This is a genomic window from Chryseobacterium sp. B21-037, from assembly GCF_028570785.1.
Taxonomy (GTDB): domain Bacteria; phylum Bacteroidota; class Bacteroidia; order Flavobacteriales; family Weeksellaceae; genus Chryseobacterium; species Chryseobacterium proteolyticum.
Genome location: NZ_JALGCB010000001.1, coordinates 4,381,912 through 4,399,761, shown reverse-complemented (window position 1 = coordinate 4,399,761; position 17,850 = coordinate 4,381,912). Strand labels below are relative to the sequence as shown.

Below are 17,850 nucleotides of genomic sequence, written 5' to 3'. Positions count from 1 at the left end.
AAACGATAAGTTTGTCCTGTTTAAAACCTATTTATGATGAACATTTTAAAAAAGCTATTTTACGGACTGTATGTATTGATGATGATATCTGTAATCTCATGCTCCGACAATAATGACGAAACTACTGTTGGGGAAACCGTTCTCACCCCTTCACAGATACTTTCGTCTACTCCATGGGAAACAACCCATGCTAAAAACCAAAATGGACAGCCGGTTCCTTTAACGGACACTCATGTAACGAACTTTGTAGGCTTTGCTTATTTTAAAGCAGATGGTACATTTACGATGTATAATCTTGATGATTCTCCTAAAATGCATGGAGACTGGTCCGTTTCTGCAGACGGAGCAACCAGAACTATCATAGCAAAAGATGCGAACGGAAACGTACTTTTTACAAGAATAGTAAAAATTACAGTTTTAACGGAACAGGAATTTACTTACAGAATATTTCCTGATGCTAATGATCCATCTGTATATTATGATATCATCCATACTCCAACAACTCATCCCGAGCCTTAGGCTCTTTTTATAATAAGTGAAAGCCGGTTCAATGAGCCGGCTTTGTTTTTTACTCATTTCTCTTCCAAAATAGGGCAGCTCTGCTTTACATACTTTGGAATATATTTATTTTCTTGATTTTTTTTCATTTTTTTCCCAATATGGATGTAACATATGTCACCCTATGGTTGTCTTATCAATTGAAACGCCCCTTGAAAATGAAAATAATAACATGTACAATCGCCCTATTAACCGCTTCTTTAGCTTTGGCTCAGGCCAAAAAAGACACCGTTAAACTAAAAGACATAGAAGCAGTTACTTTAGTGGTAAGAAAACCGACAGTGGAATCCAAAGTTGACAGGACGGTTTTTAATGTAGCCAACAGCTCCATCCTGGCCGGAAATACCACCTGGGATGTACTGAGAATGACTCCTTTAGTAAGTATAGATAATAATGATGCTATTAAAGCAGAAGGCGAGAACGTTACGGTTTATATTAATGACAGAAAATCTGTTTTTACAGGAAAAGAACTAAAAGAATATCTGGCAACAATTCCCGCCGATAATCTGATGAAAATCGAGGTGATCACCAGCCCTTCTTCGCGTTATGAAACGACAGGATCCGTCATTAATATCGTACTGAAAAAGCGGGATGATGAAGGAATGAAAGGAAGCATCACCCTGAATAACAGACAAAACAGAAAAAATTCGCAATACACCAACTTCAACCTGAATTACCATAAGAAAAAATTTACACAAACGGTTATTGGAAGTTATAGTGACAATACATGGGTACAAACCAATTCGATTGTTAATTCCCTGTATGAAAATAATGATATTACCACAATCAATACTTTAAACACAGATAAAAGTAAAAGCCCCTCCATTTCTTCCACTTCAGAATATGAGCTGAACGATAAAAACAACATCGGTTTTATTGTGGAATATTATCAAAGTAAAAGAACGTCTTCATCAGAAGCGGAGGCAAGCAATTATGCCAATGACCAGTTCAAGTATTCTTATGATCAGAGCCAAAACTTAGCGGGTATGAATCGTACTTTAGGAACCAATCTGTTTTACAAGTATTATGATAAAGAAAAAAACAGGATCTTGGATGTCAATTTAGGAACGAACTACGACTCTCAAAAAGATTCCAATGATTTCCTGAAAACATTTAGCAATAAACCGATTCCGGATCAAATAGGAGTTAATTCCAACAATCAGATGCGTAACTATTATATCAAAATTGATTATACGCAATCCATTGGAAAGTCGGGAGCCACATTTGAAGCCGGAGGAAAAATAGATTTCAATAATAATGTTGCTCCTTATTATTTGACCGGGAACAAGCTGGATCTGCTTCAAAAAACAGATAAATTCCATTATGAAGACAATATCAGTTCCCTTTATGCCAATTTCAGTAAAACCTTTTTCAAGAAGCTGGAAACCAGAGTCGGGATACGCTATGAATATATTGATTTCAAAGTAAGACAGGATATTGCAGGAACTTCAAGAAAAGACGGCTATGGTACTTTCCTTCCGAATCTATTGTTAAAATATTCTTTTTCAGACAAGTACGATCTAAGCCTTACCTACAACCGTAATATCTGGCGTCCGTGGTATGCAGAGTTCAACCCTTTCCTTCTACCTAATAATGATGGGATCTACTCCAGAGGAAATATCGACTTACAACCCAACCCAAGCGACAGGCTTTATCTGAAGTTCGGAATCTTGAAAAAATATTTCCTTTCTGCCAGATACATGTTTACCAAACAAGATTACTGGACCACTTATAGTACTCAGGTAGTTAATACACCTGGAGATCCCGACAACCCTACAAAAGAAATAACAGTGACCTACCCTGGCAATTTTAGCGGAAAGGTTCAGAAATACTACCTGTTTGCCAATACCAACCAGACTTTTCTGAAGAATAAGTTAAATGTAAATGTAGGCTTTGGCTGGTATTATATTGACAACAGTGATTTCAATCAAAGGAATGACCTGAAAGCAAGAGACTACATCAGCTATTGGGGAGGATCAACCAACCTTTCGTACACTAACCTGTTTAACAAGAATATTAATCTAAGTGCTTGGGTGGAAATATCCAATCAGAATAACGGGAACTCTTACGCCAATAAAACGAATGTATTCCACAATATTTCCATGACAAAAATATTCCCAAAAACACAGATGGAAGTCAGCCTTCAGCTGATGAATATTTTTCAGAGACCGAACTTTGATTCCACGACCTTCAGTCCTGTGGGAACTTTTAGAAATTCCACCCAATCCGATTGGTACGGAGTTTCCCTGTCTTTTGTGAAACGTTTCGGAAACCAGAAAGTAAAAACCAATACAAAGACCGACGTCGAAAAAGGCGGCGGTGGTGGCGGAGAAAAGTAAATGCTATTTTAATTGTTACTTATAGAAAAGGACTTTTTGAAATTCAAAAAGTCCTTTCTTTATCCGTTCGGAAATGAACTATGTTATTCTTAATTAAGAATCCCGTTCATCTCTGTTAAAATTACCGGCTTCCCATCAGTCACAATGATTGTATGTTCGTGCTGTGCCATGTACCCACCTTTATTTCCTACCATGGTCCATCCGTCATTCAGCTCAACGGCAAGGCTGGAAGTGGTTGAGATAAATGTTTCGATGGCAACAACCGAATTCTTTTTGAATCTTCTGGAATCATAACGGTTTTTATAATTCAGCAGATCATCCGGCTGTTCGTGCAGACTTCTTCCGATGCCATGCCCGGCAAGATTTTTAATCACTTTAAAACCTCTTTTCTTAGCCTCAGTCTCCATAAGCCATCCGATATCTGCAATTTTAACCCCGCCTTTAATACTATTAATTGCCCTTTCAAGAATATCTTTAGAAGCATCCACTAATTTCTGATGCTGATGAATATCTTCCCCAATAATAAACGAACCTCCATTATCCGCCCAGAATCCATTTAGCTCTGCTGAAACATCGATATTAATTAAATCTCCTTCTTTCAGAACTCTTTCTTCCGTTGGAATACCATGGCAGAATTCATTATCTATGCTGATGCATGTCCAACCTGGAAATCCATAGGTCAGATAAGGGGCCGATTTAGCGCCAAAGTCAGAAAGTATTTTTGCTCCAAACTCATCAAGTTCTTTTGTCGTCATTCCAGGCTGAGCATAGTTGGTCATTTCCTTTAAGGTATAGGCAACTGCTTCACTTGCTTTTTGCATTCCTATTAATTCAGATTCGTTTGTTATTGACATTATTATTTGTTTACGTAGGTTATTTTTGGATCGTTGTTCACAAAATTTACTGGAAACTACAAAGTTAGGCAATTAAAATATAGGATGGTGTGACAGGAAAAATTCCTATGTGAAAATGTTGAAGATAAATTTAAGTCATGTTTGATTACAAATCCTGATCTACGTTTTTGTTCTGTGATATTTAAAACAAAATATTGATAGGTATAAAAAAACCGCTCACATTACTGTAAGCGGTTTATTTTATGTGCCCAATATAACTGGTGGCATTTGTTTTCTTATGTCTAACATAGATAATATAACTTATCTATAATTCTTTTTCTCGATAAAAATTAATTGTTTTTTTTACAATGTTTAATTTAGCAATTCCACTTCGCATACCTATAAAAATATTTTCTTCATCAAATATGACTACAGAATTTGGATATAGATTTCTCCAAAATTGTTCTCTAAAAATAAGGATCGCTTCTTCATTTACTACTTTGTAAAAACCATGAAAAGAAACAATATAAATAATGTCATTAAACACAGTTGATGCTTCTAAGGCATCTCCAAAGGATTCGATTTTTCTGTATGTGAAATCTTTTTTTAATTCATATAAGCTTCCCCAGATACCCGAGCCTTCGGTAAAGTAGATTTTATTTTGGAATCGAAAAATATCAACCACATTTCCAAATTTTATTTCTATAGATTTCTTTATCTCTCCTTTCGGCTGAAAGTATAATGCTCCTCCCCATTCGCCTTTATTTTCTCCAATCAGTTTTCCACCTTCTATTTCTAATTCAGAATCTTCTTTATAATAACTGGCCTTTTCTACTATCAAACGATTATTTTCTTTTTTCACAGCATAGCAATCTTTAGATTGATTGAGAACAAACGATTCTTCAGATCCTACTTTTGGAATAGAATACTCACTAAAATTATCTGGAATTTTTATTTCTTGTCCTGTACTATAAGAACAAAAATAGAGTGTGAATAATAGAAGTAACCTTTTCTCCATTGTTAAATTTATTGAAATGATGAAATTATTGCTTAGTAAATATCAAATCTTTTGTTTCAGGTAAATAGATATTTATGTCCGTTCCCTGAGGACACTTACTGCTATCAAGTATAATGTCATTAGGACGATATTCCCAGGATAATTGTGTAGGACTTATCTTTTTTAAATTAATTTTCCCCCATCCAACGCGACAATTAGTCCCTCTATAATTAAATATTGCTTTACCTCCATTATCAACTATAAATTGACTATAAATTGTATGCGTATATTGATTCGACTGAAAATTCATGTTTTTAGTATCTTGCAGTATTGTACCTGTTGAATTTTTCACAATATATCTTATGGATAAAACATCTCTATATACTTTTTTATCCACTAGGTCAAAAAGCTTATCTTCTTCTTTAGAAATGTAAATGGTAATTTGTCTTCCATTATAGGAGGCTGAATAAACTCCTGTAAAAGCTGGTAATTCATTGTTTGTATCTTTTAAATGCGAGAGGTTAGGCACATTGTTCACAGCAGTACGAAGCGGATATGTTTGCTGTGCCTGGCAAGATAATAGACCCACTAGAAAAGTGAATAATATGGCTGTTTTTATATTTATTGTTTTCATTTATTTTTATGTTTACTATTTAAGAGCAGGTTGTTGAAGTTGGTTGATTATAATTATCTAGGGTAATGTTCTTTATTGAACTATCATAGTATCAAGAAAATTTCTAAAGAGCTATCCCAATAAATGGGATAGTTCCTAACCTAACTCAAAAACCAATGATAATCAGAATTACTAGTATAGAGAGTTCCTTCTAATTTATTACGCTACAAAAACAAACCTTTACCAAGGGTAGTAAAGGTCTTTAAGTTAATATTAAATTTTACTCTATTGTTTAGTAAATATCAAGCCTTTTGTTTCAGGTAGATAGATATTTATGTCTGTTCCTTGAGCACACTTGCTATCATCAAGTATGATATCATTAGGCTTATATTCCCAGGATAACTGAGTACTATTAATTTTGGTTAAAATAATTTTGCCCCAACCAACACGGCAATTTGTTCCACTATAGAAAAAAATAATGGAATTATTATATGACTTTATTCCTATACTGTACAGTTCTATTTTGGAAGTACTGTTACTTTTTGTGTCTTGCAAAATTACACCAGAAGAATTCTTAACGATGTATTTGATATCTAATATATCTGAGTAGAATTTCTTTGAGCTCTTCTGTAATTTCTTTTCAACTTTTGTAATATATAATGTAATTTCTTTTCCTTGGAAGTTTGCTTTATATGTTCCGATATATGGAGGAAGTTCATTATTGGTATCCTTCAAATAAGCATTAGCTGGAATATCTTTTAAATCTGTATTTAGGGGTAATGCTTGCGATTTACAGGAAAATACCCCTATAAAGAATATAAATAATATTACTGTTTTAAGATTTACTATTTTCATAACTTTACATTTTGATTTTTAAGAACAAGGTACTGGAGTTGGTTGATTAGTACTATTTAAAGTGATGTTATTTATTGTGCCATCTTTTTCTATTCTTTGCAGGTTGACCTTTCCTGCTAATCCCATATTACTTAATGTTTCAAAGAATAATGTTTCTGCTCCTAGATTGTTTAAATCCCCTTTACTATCTATGTACTTTGTCCCATTTTTTGCCCAATCAGTTAAATTGCTCTCTGTTCTTTGAAAATCAACAGTAAAGTTATCTAAATCATCTTGCGTAAAAGTTTTTACGGCATCTTGATACCCTCCATTAAACCATATTACATAATGCATGCCATTAGGAGCCACCATTCCTAAATAAGCATTGTTTGCATTTGCTGGATTAGAAGTGGGCTGTGCTCTTGCAAAACCTAATAACTGGTCTATATCTGGAGGAGATAACATAGGTATTCCTGTCGGTGTGTGATTGTGATAACCTCCTACATATCCTGTTTTATTTCTAAAATTCACACTGTGAGTTTCTCCTGTAATTGTGGCGCTAGGTGTTCCGTCTGCTTTAAACATTACTCCAAGCTCACCTCCTTTAGGTGCTTGTTTTCGGAGTTCATTAATCTTTTCAAGTACCTGTGGTTTAGCTAGATTACTTCTTGTTTTATCACAAGGAGTGTCAGGAGTATTTGGGTATGGATAGCCTGTACCTCCTCCACCATTACCCATATCACACAATCCTGTTACAGGATCTACAATACCTAAGCAATCAGAAATTTCTATTGGGGCATCTATAACCCTACAAGTTGTAACATTACTGGATACCCAATATCCATCTCCTCCCTCTGGATCAGGATTAGATTCATTATTTGGATACCACGTAGAAATCGTTTTGGTTGAACAGACTAATGTGCCCTTACTACTATTGTTTGTATTGGTATTTATTGCTTTTTTAACTCTTGCAGAAATATAATTTTGGAAAAAACTAATATCATTTTGTGATTGTCTATATATGAAGTAAATTTTAGTGCCATGTCTGGGAACTTGAAGCACAGAAATAACTTTTCCATTATCTACCACAGGAACCATCAAAAAACTTTCATCAAAGCTATCCATTGTTGTGGCATAATCCCAATAAGGTGTTCCACTGCCTTTTTTGATTTTAGATTCATTTTCCTGATAGACTTTCATTACATTTTTAATATACTTTTCGTCCTCTTTCCAAAGGCTTTTGTTAGTATATTCTTTAGAACTTGGATCAAATGAAGCGGTGACTTCATCATGAACACATGAATACAGCGAGATGCAGAGGACTACTAGTAGCAGTAGCTTGAAAATAAATTTCTTTTTCATTTAGTGTTTGTATTTCTTAGGTAGCTAATATAAAAATATTTTATAATTCACAACTTAGGGTTTTCCTTAATTGTTGAATTATTTTTTATTTGACGTGAAACTCTTATTTCAGGTGCATAAAAGATTAAGAAAATACACAATGCTTTGTAATCTTAATAAACGTTTTCTTTTCACTGACCTTAGAAAATAGATGGGCATAATTATTATTTAAACCACCAGATCGATTGCTTTTGATTTTAACTCTTTGTAAAGCCAAATGTTCTTATAAAAAATTCAAAAACTAATACTATAATACTTTGTGACACAAAAAAAACCGCTCACATTTCTGTAAGCGGTTCATTTTCTGTGGTCCCACCTGGGCTCGAACCAGGGACACTGGGATTATCAATCCCTGTCTATAACCAACTGAGAACATAGATCTTATAGCTTTAGTATAATCATTGGTCATAACTTAGAACACCTTAAAACGTGCCTTTTATTAAATATATTTCCTTTTTTGGTATGATAAAGTTATTTGGTCATTGTTACTTATTCTTTTCAGTATTATAAAATACCTTCCAACATACCAGGAACAAATGTAAGTATTGTTAATAAGCTTTTGCTCATAAGCAATGCCTATAAATTGCTGTATCCACACTTTTAATTTTGTATATAAATGAGGTTTGAAATAATAGTCTATCTTAGTTAATACATCAGCATTATAGTACAGTAGTATTTTCTCAACTTTCAAGTCAAATAATTGCTCACTATCTACCTTGTCAAACTCATATACATCATAGCAATACTTTTTACAACAGTATTCTTCTTTATAAATAAGCTTAAATTCATGTTTACATTGTTCTTCACCAATCCTAAATTTTAGATGCTTATGTATCTCATTTTTCATTTGATTTACAGGTATAAAAAAACCACCTTCTTTATGGTGGCTAAATATTAGTTTTATATTATTCTTAACTCATGATAGAATCCCATAAGCATTAATCTATTTAAGACTATTTCCTACAACATAAAAAATAGCTCCAAAAACAATATACATAACTGTTTTAGTGAGCAATATCTTTCTATCATAAATTAATTCAGGAGGATATAATCTAAATGCAATAAAAGGCGTTACTAAATACAGGCAGATAACATTGCTTATAATAAGTATCAACCAATGCAAGTTAACACCCTTATATAAAGGGAATAATGCAATTATAAATCCACTGAAAAATACCAGGAAAAGAAGTAATGCATTTTCACTTAATTTGCCATTTTCAAACTCATAGTTAAAAGCCTTATCTGGATTATACTTCTGCATTCTTTTAAATCTTCTAATTGTGTCTTGATAAGTTGCAAATGGTAGCTGAAATAAAACTGCTGAAATGATAAATAGTAAAGTAGACATTTTCTTTATTCCTGGTTAAATTTAAACTGGTTATCTCCTACTTTCAATGTCATTACAGAGCCTGAAATTGTGCCACTATTTAGAGGATTAAAAGTAGCTCCAGATTCATAGTTAAGTTTTATTGTACCAGTAGATAAATATGTGTAAGTCCCATTATATGGTCCACTATTAATAATCCATTGATTCTGTGAGTTCTTTCTATATCCATACAGCTTAAAACTGTTGTTTTCTTTAAATTGAACTTGTACTTTCTCATTGTCCCAATTCATGGTGTTATTGGTCATGATTTCAATTTCAGTAGAAGAGAATACTCCTGACCATGCAGTATTATCAAGCTTTACCAATGTAGAATTATCATTGTTATTGTCATCATTACTACTACAAGATACTGTTAGTGTTAATAGTGCAATAAGTAATAAAATTGATTTTCTCATAAAATGTAAGTTTTAAAATTTAACAAATATATTAAAGTTATCAATAATGATAACCTAAAATTATCATTTATGACCACTTTTGGCTATTAATATAAAAGAGTGGATAAGAAAGAGTTTCAGATTGCTATTGGTAAAAGAATAAGACAACTTCGTGAAGAAAAGAAAATATCACAAGTTGAGCTTGCTGCATTCTGTAACTTTGAAAAGTCCAATATGAGCAGACTTGAAGCTGGAAATACTAACCCTACAGCTTATACATTATATGTTATTGCTCAAAAGTTAGAAGTTGAAGTCTTTGAGCTTCTCAATTTTGAAGCATAAATTAGCTATTAATACCTATCTATTGTTATTTTTAAATCAAAACTAAATAGAAATTTATAGGTAACTTGGTAAGGCAGTACATACATAATTATTATAAAAACTTGTTTTCATCATTGAGACTATAGTAGTGATGTTTTGTAATAATCAAATGATCTAATAAAGACAAGTTCAATAGCTCACATGCTTTCTTTAATTTTTCTGTAATATTTATGTCTGAACTACTTGGATTAAGATTTCCACCTGGATGATTGTGTACCAAGATCAACTGAGTAGCATTGCATTTAAGAGCTACAGCTAGAATAATTCTTATATCAACTACTGAACTATCTATACCTCCTTTTGAAACATCATAAATCCCTAAAACATAGTTTCCTTTATTCATTAAAATTACTTTACATTCTTCCTGAAATTCAATGATATTAAGATTCCAATTCTTAATAATTAACTCATAGGCTTCTTTATGATTTGTTATTCTTATTCTTTCCTGATTATTAGTATTGTAACTGACTGATATTTCCATTATTATTTTAAAATTAGATAAACGTAATTAGAATAAATTGAAGACCACAATACTTCTTTTCCTGGTTTCCAACAATTCTTTTGCTTTAATATTTAGCTTAAAAAAGCAATAGATTTTCCTTACACCTATATATTATATAGGAAAAAATGTTGCTTTTACTCTTAAAACTTTTTAATTAGAGTAGAAAACATTAAAAATCCAAACCTTACTGAAATCTATATATGATTTTACAGTAAAATTTGGATATTATACTGTTAGATTAAGCAAACTCTACATGCTTTCCATTCTTAGAGAAAGACTCCATATCAGTGGCAAAGCTATCGCTTACCTGTTGCTTAATAGTATTCTTTGCTCCTGGTTCCTGTGCTGAGTATACAAATCTGTGATGAAGTACAATCACTTCTCCGGTGTCCTTAACAGTATACTCATAAGGCTCACATTCCTCTTTAATAATACTACCCTGCATTTGAGTACCAATAAGAGCCTGACAAGTAAGTTCATCAAATGTTGATGAAATGGAAGCCTTTTTGGATGTTGCATAGAACTGATTTGTAGTTTGGCTCATAACCATTTCTATTCCTCCCTGAACTTCTAGTACATAGAATGTAGAACCATCTTCTTTTTGTCTTTGTTTGTAGTTGATAATTGTTACCATTGTAGTTGATTTTTGAGTTAGATAAAACACCAGGAACAAAAGAATTATGAGCAATAGTACGTCAGCTATCACCTTGATTATATTACTGCCTGCGAAAATTTCTTTCTATTATTACTGGTGGGGGGATGTTTTCCCTACCCAAGTATGGGTGGGGGTTTTGAGAAGGGGGAAACAAAAGAGAGCTAAAGCTTAATTTTTTTAAAAAAAAATTTTATAATAAAAAGTATGCAAATACTTTGCGTAGATCTAATGTAATTTTGACTAAATTTAATCATTATGAAAAATCAATTAAAAGCTTTTTTAGAGTTAGATAATATAAATGAAAATACGCCAAATGAAATTAATCTAATCTTGGGTTCTATATATGAATATTCAAGAGAATTAAATACACTTAAAGATTTAGAAAAAGGGATTAAAATTTCATCAATGGTTAATCTAGATAACTTTACAGATGATGATAAAATGACATTTTATTACAATTTGTCTAATGCTTGGTCTTATAAAAAAATGATGATTCAAAATTTAAATAGTCCAGAGTTTTGGGAATTTGAAAATGAAGAATTAGTTCAAGAAATTCTAAATTGCAGAAAAGCTCTACTCCATTCTAAAGACACAAAAAACGTCTCCAGAAAATGTGAAGTATTGACAAATTTAGGTAATGATTTAAGCCATTTAGGAAGATTTTCAGAAGCAATAGATGCTTGGCAAAGAGTATTAAGAATAAAAAAAGATTTTCCAATGGCAATAGGAAATCTTGGGTTTGGATTATTTCATTATGCAGAAGTTCTCTATGATGATTCTCACAAAGCTTACTTCTTAAAAGAATCATATAATTACTTAAAGAAAGCAATAATGTCAAATGATATTTATCCTGAAGCTAAAATGTCGTTTTCACAAATTGTTTCTTGGATAGAAGAAAAAGTAGATAATACATTTTTGAATTCTGAAAATATTTTTGACAATTATTCTTTAGGAGAAAGTTTAGAAGAAAAAAACTATAGGAAATGGTGTATCAATAATAGCTTATTCCTAAATCCACTAAATGATATTATAAAAGATAACATTGTTGCACAAGACATATTGTGTCTCCCAACAATTATTATAAAAAAAGCAGATTTAGAGATTTACAATTATCATTCGTTTTTTAATCAAATTAAGCAAGAGTTTTGCTCTGCAAGATATTTATTTTATGATTCTATTACTAATCAAGAACCTCATTTCTCTGATAGAGAAAATGCTATCATAGACATTCTTGATTATTCAACATATTCCTATAATCTTGAAAAAAGTAAAATAGCATTTAGAACATTTTATTCTATTTTGGACAAAATTGCCTATTTAATAAATACCTATTTAAAATTAGGTTTTGAATCTAGAGAAGTAAATTATAGAAAAATATGGTATGTGAAAGGAAAACCAAATCCAATAATCATGGAAAGTCAAAATTGGGCATTAAGAGGATTGTTTTGGCTTTACAAAGATTTTTTTGAAAAAGAAGATTTACATTCATTTTTAGAACCAGAAGCTAAAGAGCTATCTACAATTAGAAATTTTATAGAACATAAATCATTTAAGATTGTAGAATTTGAAAACTCAAGAACCCCAAAAGATAATTTTACATATGTTATAGACAGAAATGATTTCATAGATAAAACATTTAAACTAATGAAAACAATTAGAGCTGCAATAATATATACTTCTCTATTCATTAATATCGAAGAAGGTAAAAAGGAATATAACTCTAATGAACTTGGAAGCATGCAATTATTTACTTTAGACGATCAATTTAAAAAATGATGGAAAAAGCTAACCTAAAAGAACTATATCAAAAACTTGAACTTACTAAGGATATTAATACAAAAGACACTGATTATGTTCTTGAAATTAAGTTTGATGAGAGATTAAATGATGAAGAGATAGAACTTATTAAAATTGAAAGAAAAATTCTTTCACTAATGTTCAATAAAGGCAAACTTATAAGTAGATTTTTTAGTCCAGAAATTGTCTTTGATGAATTATTCTCTGATTATGAAACAGATTATATAAAAGAAAGGATTGAAAATACTCAAAACCCTTACATTACAATAAGATACCTTATTATCCTTTGGAATAAAACTAAAAATCAAGAATATTCAAAATTGGCATTTGACAAAACTTTTGATATTCTAAAAAAAAGTATTGACTCTAAAAGCATCACATTTATTGATGCCAATGAATTATTGCTTATATGTAGAAACATTGTTGAAAAATCTAAGTATAGAAAAGAAGATTTTTTAAATTTTCTTAAAGATTTTAAACTGTATATTAAAACTCCTTATGATTTTTATTTCTATTTAGAGCAATTAGTTGATAATAAATTGATTTCGTCAGGATTACTAAATATATTAATTTCGGATTATATAGACTATGTAAAATTAGAAATACAATACTATTTTCATAACAAAAATGGACTTGAAACTTTACTTCCTTTAATTCAAAAGGCTAAGCTTTCGGTAAAAGAAGTCTATTCTTTATGGCTGAGAATGAGAAATTTTAATTAATCATAGAGAAGAAAATGATTTTATCAAGCTAAATTTATTAAGAAAAAAAGCTGAATATGAAAAGTTGGCTGGAAAGGTTGAAGATAGTGAAAGAACTTTAGAAGAATTAACTAAAATTAAATTTGATATAAATCTTAATAAAACTAACTTCTCCATGTCAAGTGAAGACAGTAAAGAATTAGAGGTATTATGGAAAATCATTGACTCCAAAAGCTCGTTTCTTTCAACATTAAGTGCAGAATATATAATTGGATACTTTGCAACTGATTTTAAGAATTTACACACTGTAACAACTGAAAAAGGAAATAAACCATTATTAGATGGTGTTTTCAATACTATATTAATGGACATTAATAATAATACTACTGAAAAGAGAAGTAAGAATAATTTAAGTGAAAATATATCAGCTTACTACAGCTTATTCTTTATGCCAATATTTGAACAGACACTTTATAAATCAATTATTAATGGACATTTAAATTATCAAAACTTTAATGACTTCCTCAAAAATACATGGCTTGGACAACCTACTAAATTTTATAAAGGAAATATAGAAATTGAAGAAAGTTGGCTAACATTGCTTCAACCTGGCATATATAATTTTTTTAGTCTGTTTGAACATCAAGCTATCCATAACAAGCTCAAAACAGATCTTTACATTTTAAGTATTGATTCTTTAACTTTAAAGTTTGAAGGAATTCTTAGAGATTTCATAAGGCTTTTAGGAGGCTCAACAATAAAAATCAAAAATGGAGTTAGTGAAGAAATATTATTAGAAGAAATGCTTGAGCATAAAGTTATAAAAGAGAATTATGAAGAAGCGGAAATAGAATTATTTAAACTTGTTTTTACACGACAAGGCATTAATGTCAGAAATAATATTGCCCATAGTTTCTATAAAACAGCTGATTATAATTTCAAAACAATAAGTTTGATAATACTATGTATTCTAAGAATAGGTAGATTTCAATTTGAAATTTGAAAAAAAAGTTTAAACTTGAATAACAAACTATAACCACGCTAAAAAATGCACATTAAACACATAACTATACAAAACTTTAGAAACTTCAAAAATTTTGAAATTGACTTTTCTGAAGGATTTCAGACTATAATAGGTGAAAATAATATAGGTAAAAGCAATCTATATTGGGCAATAAGATTAGTTCTAGACAAAAACTTATCCTATAACTCAAGAAATTTGGAACTGAAAGACTTTCATGGATTTAGAAATAAATTAAATATCGATGATTATATTCTTGTTAGTATAGAAATGTTTAGTAAAAAGCTTTCTGAATTTCCAACTTTCCATGCATTAAAAACATCAGATGATACAGCAAGAGTCACATTTTTGTTTGCTCACAAATTAAAATTCAATTCAGAATTTGAGATTGGGGAAACTATTGAAATGTCTGATTTTAGATGGCAACTTTTCGGAGGTGGTAATAGCTTAAAAATAGATGATATTTTGCAATTAACATCAATAAGAATGTCAGATTTAGAAGGAATTAATTTATACTATTTAAATGCTTTCAGAAATACTAGTACTGAGTTGCATGGCTCAACTAAATCCCTTTTAAGTAAATTTTGTATCTCTAGAGAAAATTCAGATGGAGAACTTCAAGAAGTAAAAGACATATTGAGAAAATCATCTGATAGTCTAAATGAATTATCTTTTATTCCTAAAATCGCTTCCAATATTGAAGAAAAAGGGAAAAATATCGCAGGGGACTATTTTTCATTTCCTATATCTTTAAGTTTTATCTCAAATTATGACATAGATGCATGGAGCCAACTTAATGTTTATTACAACCCTACAGATGGAGTAAATATTCCTATTCAATCTCTTGGATTAGGGCAGAAGAATATACTTTACTTGAGCTTATTTATTGCGGAACTGGAAAACTCAAGTAGTGATTTTGAAATCAATATTTTATTAATAGAGGAACCGGAAGCACATTTACATCCCCAATTACAAAAAGTTCTATTTTCTAATCTTAATCAATTAAAAACTACACAAGTCTTTCTCTCATCACATTCAACTCACATAGCTAGTGATTGTGAATATAAAAATTTGAATATTTTGTATTTAAATTTATTAAAAGAGGTTAAATCTTTTTCTCCTTTCAAGGAAAACCTATTATTAGATAGAGAAAGATTATTATTAAAAAGATATTTGGATGCTACAAGAAGTGAAATTTTCTTTTCATCAGCCATTATATATGTGGAAGGAGTTTCAGAACAATTTATCATTCCTATTATCGCAAAGGAAAAATACAATATTGACCTTACTGAGCATAATATTTCTATTGTTCCAATTCATAGTAGATTTTTTGATCCATACTTAAAACTGGTAAATGATAATAATTTAGAGATACCAGCTGTTGCCATAATAGATGGAGATTCTCATTTAACTGATGAAGAATCAAGTTTTATAGCTAATGCAAAAAAATTAGAAGTTGAAAACAGAGTAATTGTTTGTGAAGGGACAAATACACTAGAAATAGATATTTTCCCAAATCCTGACATTAATTCAAAATATTTAGAGCAGTGTTTTATCAACTTAGGGCATTCTATATCTTATCAGAATTTATTAGAAACTATAAAATCCAACAAAGAATTGTGGCAAGAAGAATTACTTAAAAGGATTGATGGTACAATAAAAAAAGGAAGATTTGCCCAAGAGTTAAGTCTATTAATTGATAAAGATTTTATAGTTCCTCCATATATTGAAAGAGCCATAAAACATATAATATCATGTAAAAAGCTACAATATGGAGTATCTTAATGAGATTCAAAAGCAAGCAGTCTATGAGTATAATAATGGCTTAATTGTAAGTGCTTCACCAGGAACAGGCAAAACAAAAACATTAGTAGCCAGAGCAAATAAAAAACTTACAAATCTGCCTAAACATAAAAAATTAGCATTAATAACATATACAAATGCAGCAGCTGATGAAATTGCATCAAGGTTAGACTATACAGAAAATGATGTATTTATTGGAACTATTCATAGATTTTGTTTAGAATATATTTTAAGACCTTTTTCATGGATATATAAATGGGACAAACCCAGGATTGCATCCTATAGTGATTTTAAAGAATTTTTAGAAATCAATAAATTATCTACAATTCAACTTGAAGACCTAAACAAAATAAAAAAAAATCTTGATGGCTCTTTAATAATCCCAACTGAATGGCTCCACAAAATTACATTTGAAGAATTATCAAGAATATATTATGATTTTCTTAAAGAAAGAAAGCTTATTGATTTCAATGAAATACTATTTCGTTCCTATATTATTATTTCAAAGAACTTATTTACCGCTAAATCAGTATCTAATATTTTCATGGAAATTTCTGTAGATGAATTTCAGGATACAAATATTTTCCAATATGAAATTTTAAAAAAAATAAAAAATAATGGGGAAACATCGTTTTTTATTGTAGGAGATGAAAAACAAAAAATTTATAGTTTTGCAGGGGCTTTAAATGAAACATTCACTATTGCTAAAAAGGATTTTGGTTATGAAATCCTTGATTTAAACTATACTTATAGATCAACTAAAAAGATTGTAACAGGGTATTCAAAATTGTTTTCAGATCATCCAACTTTAATAAACTCATCAAAATATAAAGATATTCCCTTCGATATCAGATTTCATCAAACTAAAAAGGATGACAATAATCTTTATATTAAACAAATTATTGATAGTCTGATAAAAGCCAAAGCACAAGTTGGTAATATTGCAATCTTAACAACATCTTGGTTTGATGCCTATAATATTGGAAGCTACTTAAGAGAATATTTCAACATTATTGGATTAGGCGCATTACCACATTCTAATATATCTAACACTGTATTTGCTATCTTAAAAACTTTAAGTAGATATTCAGTAGATTCCTCGATTAGGAACTTAAAAATTATAAAAAGAAATATTGAACTTTTAATCTTAGAAAAGAACATTGATTTCAATGAAAAAGAAATTGTGTTTGCAACAAATAAATTAATAAGTCAATTTCAAAAAATTAATATAAATACAGGATTAAAAGAATCATTATTACAATATCAAAATATAATATCTCTGATTTTTAAGATTGATGTTCCTGAAGTAGATGAGATCTTGACAATAGTAAATGATGACGAAGCTTTAAATTGGAACTTTAAAAAGTATATAGAAACATTATCTGGCATCAATGGTATAACTATAAACACTATACACCAGGCTAAAGGGCTTGAATATGATTTTGTAATATTAAATGGCATAAATGAAAATAGAATACCATACCAAAGATGTATAGATCATGTAAAATATATTTATGAGGAATTAACAGATGAATCTATTCAAAATGGGAGAACTCTATTATACGTTGGAATGAGTAGAGCAAAAATTGGTTTGTTTATTCTACACAGTTGGAAGCCTTCAATGTTTATTAAAGAAATAATGTGATTTACATAA

At 30.2% G+C, this 17,850-nt stretch carries 18 protein-coding genes; 8 read left to right on the top strand and 10 right to left on the bottom strand.

Going from position 1 to position 17,850, the window contains the following annotated elements:
• Positions 1-33 precede the first annotated feature (33 nt).
• Together MTQ00_RS19670 and MTQ00_RS19665 are read left to right on the top strand one after the other, a co-directional pair.
• Positions 34-519: a DUF4822 domain-containing protein gene (locus tag MTQ00_RS19670; RefSeq protein ID WP_273650724.1), complete on the top strand. Its 486-nt coding sequence runs from the start codon at positions 34-36 to the stop codon at positions 517-519.
• A 197-nt stretch (positions 520-716) separates the two neighbouring features.
• On the top strand, positions 717-2,897 hold the full coding sequence (locus tag MTQ00_RS19665) for an outer membrane beta-barrel protein (RefSeq protein WP_273650723.1): 2,181 nt from the start codon (positions 717-719) through the stop codon (positions 2,895-2,897).
• Between the two features lie 89 nt (positions 2,898-2,986).
• On the opposite strand, the gene map is transcribed toward MTQ00_RS19665, so the two are convergent.
• The 8 genes from map to MTQ00_RS19625 form a co-directional block, all read right to left on the bottom strand.
• Positions 2,987-3,751, bottom strand: coding sequence for a type I methionyl aminopeptidase (gene map / locus MTQ00_RS19660; protein ID WP_273650722.1), 765 nt, complete (start codon positions 3,749-3,751; stop codon positions 2,987-2,989).
• Between the two features lie 304 nt (positions 3,752-4,055).
• Positions 4,056-4,748 (bottom strand): hypothetical protein, encoded by a 693-nt coding sequence (locus MTQ00_RS19655; protein ID WP_273650721.1) that lies wholly within the window; start codon positions 4,746-4,748, stop codon positions 4,056-4,058.
• A 25-nt stretch (positions 4,749-4,773) separates the two neighbouring features.
• Positions 4,774-5,361 carry a DUF6705 family protein gene (locus tag MTQ00_RS19650; RefSeq protein WP_172283714.1) on the bottom strand — a complete coding sequence of 196 codons (588 nt, stop codon included), beginning with the start codon at positions 5,359-5,361 and terminating at the stop codon, positions 4,774-4,776.
• Positions 5,362-5,625: 264 nt separating this feature from the next.
• A complete protein-coding gene (locus MTQ00_RS19645) occupies positions 5,626-6,195 on the bottom strand; it encodes a DUF6705 family protein (protein ID WP_273650720.1) in 570 nt (189 codons plus the stop codon).
• An 18-nt stretch (positions 6,196-6,213) separates the two neighbouring features.
• Positions 6,214-7,536 carry a hypothetical protein gene (locus MTQ00_RS19640; protein WP_273650719.1) on the bottom strand — a complete coding sequence of 441 codons (1,323 nt, stop codon included), beginning with the start codon at positions 7,534-7,536 and terminating at the stop codon, positions 6,214-6,216.
• Between the two features lie 478 nt (positions 7,537-8,014).
• Complete coding sequence (locus tag MTQ00_RS19635) at positions 8,015-8,422, bottom strand: hypothetical protein (RefSeq protein WP_273650718.1); 408 nt, start codon at positions 8,420-8,422, stop codon at positions 8,015-8,017.
• A gap of 96 nt (positions 8,423-8,518) precedes the next feature.
• Entirely contained in the window at positions 8,519-8,923 is a 405-nt protein-coding gene (locus MTQ00_RS19630) for a hypothetical protein (RefSeq protein WP_229047082.1), read from the bottom strand.
• A gap of 5 nt (positions 8,924-8,928) precedes the next feature.
• A complete protein-coding gene (locus MTQ00_RS19625) occupies positions 8,929-9,357 on the bottom strand; it encodes a hypothetical protein (RefSeq protein ID WP_273650717.1) in 429 nt (142 codons plus the stop codon).
• A 99-nt stretch (positions 9,358-9,456) separates the two neighbouring features.
• Here MTQ00_RS19625 and MTQ00_RS19620 point away from each other — a divergent pair, with 99 nt between their 5' ends.
• Positions 9,457-9,678 (top strand): helix-turn-helix domain-containing protein, encoded by a 222-nt coding sequence (locus MTQ00_RS19620; protein ID WP_273650716.1) that lies wholly within the window; start codon positions 9,457-9,459, stop codon positions 9,676-9,678.
• A gap of 91 nt (positions 9,679-9,769) precedes the next feature.
• Here the strand turns inward: MTQ00_RS19620 and MTQ00_RS19615 are convergent, their stop codons facing one another.
• Positions 9,770-10,198 (bottom strand): JAB domain-containing protein, encoded by a 429-nt coding sequence (locus tag MTQ00_RS19615; RefSeq protein WP_273650715.1) that lies wholly within the window; start codon positions 10,196-10,198, stop codon positions 9,770-9,772.
• A gap of 259 nt (positions 10,199-10,457) precedes the next feature.
• Complete coding sequence (locus MTQ00_RS19610) at positions 10,458-10,853, bottom strand: hypothetical protein (RefSeq protein ID WP_273650714.1); 396 nt, start codon at positions 10,851-10,853, stop codon at positions 10,458-10,460.
• Between the two features lie 276 nt (positions 10,854-11,129).
• On the opposite strand from MTQ00_RS19610, the gene MTQ00_RS19605 reads away from it, so the two are divergent.
• The 5 genes from MTQ00_RS19605 to MTQ00_RS19585 all read left to right on the top strand — a co-directional run bounded on the left by MTQ00_RS19605 (position 11,130) and on the right by MTQ00_RS19585 (position 17,841).
• On the top strand, positions 11,130-12,650 hold the full coding sequence (locus MTQ00_RS19605; protein WP_273650713.1) for an LA2681 family HEPN domain-containing protein: 1,521 nt from the start codon (positions 11,130-11,132) through the stop codon (positions 12,648-12,650).
• The gene (locus MTQ00_RS19600) at positions 12,647-13,393 is read left to right on the top strand and encodes a hypothetical protein (protein ID WP_273650712.1); all 747 of its coding nucleotides are present in this window, start codon (positions 12,647-12,649) and stop codon (positions 13,391-13,393) included. Before MTQ00_RS19605 ends, MTQ00_RS19600 begins: the two co-directional genes overlap by 4 nt.
• Positions 13,394-13,457: 64 nt before the next feature.
• Positions 13,458-14,375 carry a DUF4209 domain-containing protein gene (locus tag MTQ00_RS19595; protein ID WP_273650711.1) on the top strand — a complete coding sequence of 306 codons (918 nt, stop codon included), beginning with the start codon at positions 13,458-13,460 and terminating at the stop codon, positions 14,373-14,375.
• A 45-nt stretch (positions 14,376-14,420) separates the two neighbouring features.
• Positions 14,421-16,178, top strand: coding sequence for an ATP-dependent nuclease (locus MTQ00_RS19590; RefSeq protein ID WP_273650710.1), 1,758 nt, complete (start codon positions 14,421-14,423; stop codon positions 16,176-16,178).
• Positions 16,165-17,841 carry a UvrD-helicase domain-containing protein gene (locus tag MTQ00_RS19585; RefSeq protein ID WP_273650709.1) on the top strand — a complete coding sequence of 559 codons (1,677 nt, stop codon included), beginning with the start codon at positions 16,165-16,167 and terminating at the stop codon, positions 17,839-17,841. The genes MTQ00_RS19590 and MTQ00_RS19585 overlap by 14 nt, the downstream gene beginning before the upstream one ends.
• Positions 17,842-17,850 lie beyond the last annotated feature (9 nt).

Coding starts and splice junctions, on each gene's coding strand:
- MTQ00_RS19630 (WP_229047082.1), bottom strand. CDS start 8,923: ATGTCTACTTTACTATTTATCATTTCAGCAGTTTTATTTCAGCTACCA.
- MTQ00_RS19640 (WP_273650719.1), bottom strand. CDS start 7,536: ATGAAAAAGAAATTTATTTTCAAGCTACTGCTACTAGTAGTCCTCTGC.
- MTQ00_RS19585 (WP_273650709.1), top strand. CDS start 16,165: ATGGAGTATCTTAATGAGATTCAAAAGCAAGCAGTCTATGAGTATAAT.
- MTQ00_RS19610 (WP_273650714.1), bottom strand. CDS start 10,853: ATGGTAACAATTATCAACTACAAACAAAGACAAAAAGAAGATGGTTCT.
- MTQ00_RS19615 (WP_273650715.1), bottom strand. CDS start 10,198: ATGGAAATATCAGTCAGTTACAATACTAATAATCAGGAAAGAATAAGA.
- MTQ00_RS19670 (WP_273650724.1), top strand. CDS start 34: ATGATGAACATTTTAAAAAAGCTATTTTACGGACTGTATGTATTGATG.
- MTQ00_RS19590 (WP_273650710.1), top strand. CDS start 14,421: ATGCACATTAAACACATAACTATACAAAACTTTAGAAACTTCAAAAAT.
- MTQ00_RS19655 (WP_273650721.1), bottom strand. CDS start 4,748: ATGGAGAAAAGGTTACTTCTATTATTCACACTCTATTTTTGTTCTTAT.
- MTQ00_RS19600 (WP_273650712.1), top strand. CDS start 12,647: ATGATGGAAAAAGCTAACCTAAAAGAACTATATCAAAAACTTGAACTT.
- MTQ00_RS19635 (WP_273650718.1), bottom strand. CDS start 8,422: ATGAAAAATGAGATACATAAGCATCTAAAATTTAGGATTGGTGAAGAA.
- map (WP_273650722.1), bottom strand. CDS start 3,751: ATGTCAATAACAAACGAATCTGAATTAATAGGAATGCAAAAAGCAAGT.
- MTQ00_RS19645 (WP_273650720.1), bottom strand. CDS start 6,195: ATGAAAATAGTAAATCTTAAAACAGTAATATTATTTATATTCTTTATA.
- MTQ00_RS19625 (WP_273650717.1), bottom strand. CDS start 9,357: ATGAGAAAATCAATTTTATTACTTATTGCACTATTAACACTAACAGTA.
- MTQ00_RS19665 (WP_273650723.1), top strand. CDS start 717: ATGAAAATAATAACATGTACAATCGCCCTATTAACCGCTTCTTTAGCT.
- MTQ00_RS19605 (WP_273650713.1), top strand. CDS start 11,130: ATGAAAAATCAATTAAAAGCTTTTTTAGAGTTAGATAATATAAATGAA.
- MTQ00_RS19650 (WP_172283714.1), bottom strand. CDS start 5,361: ATGAAAACAATAAATATAAAAACAGCCATATTATTCACTTTTCTAGTG.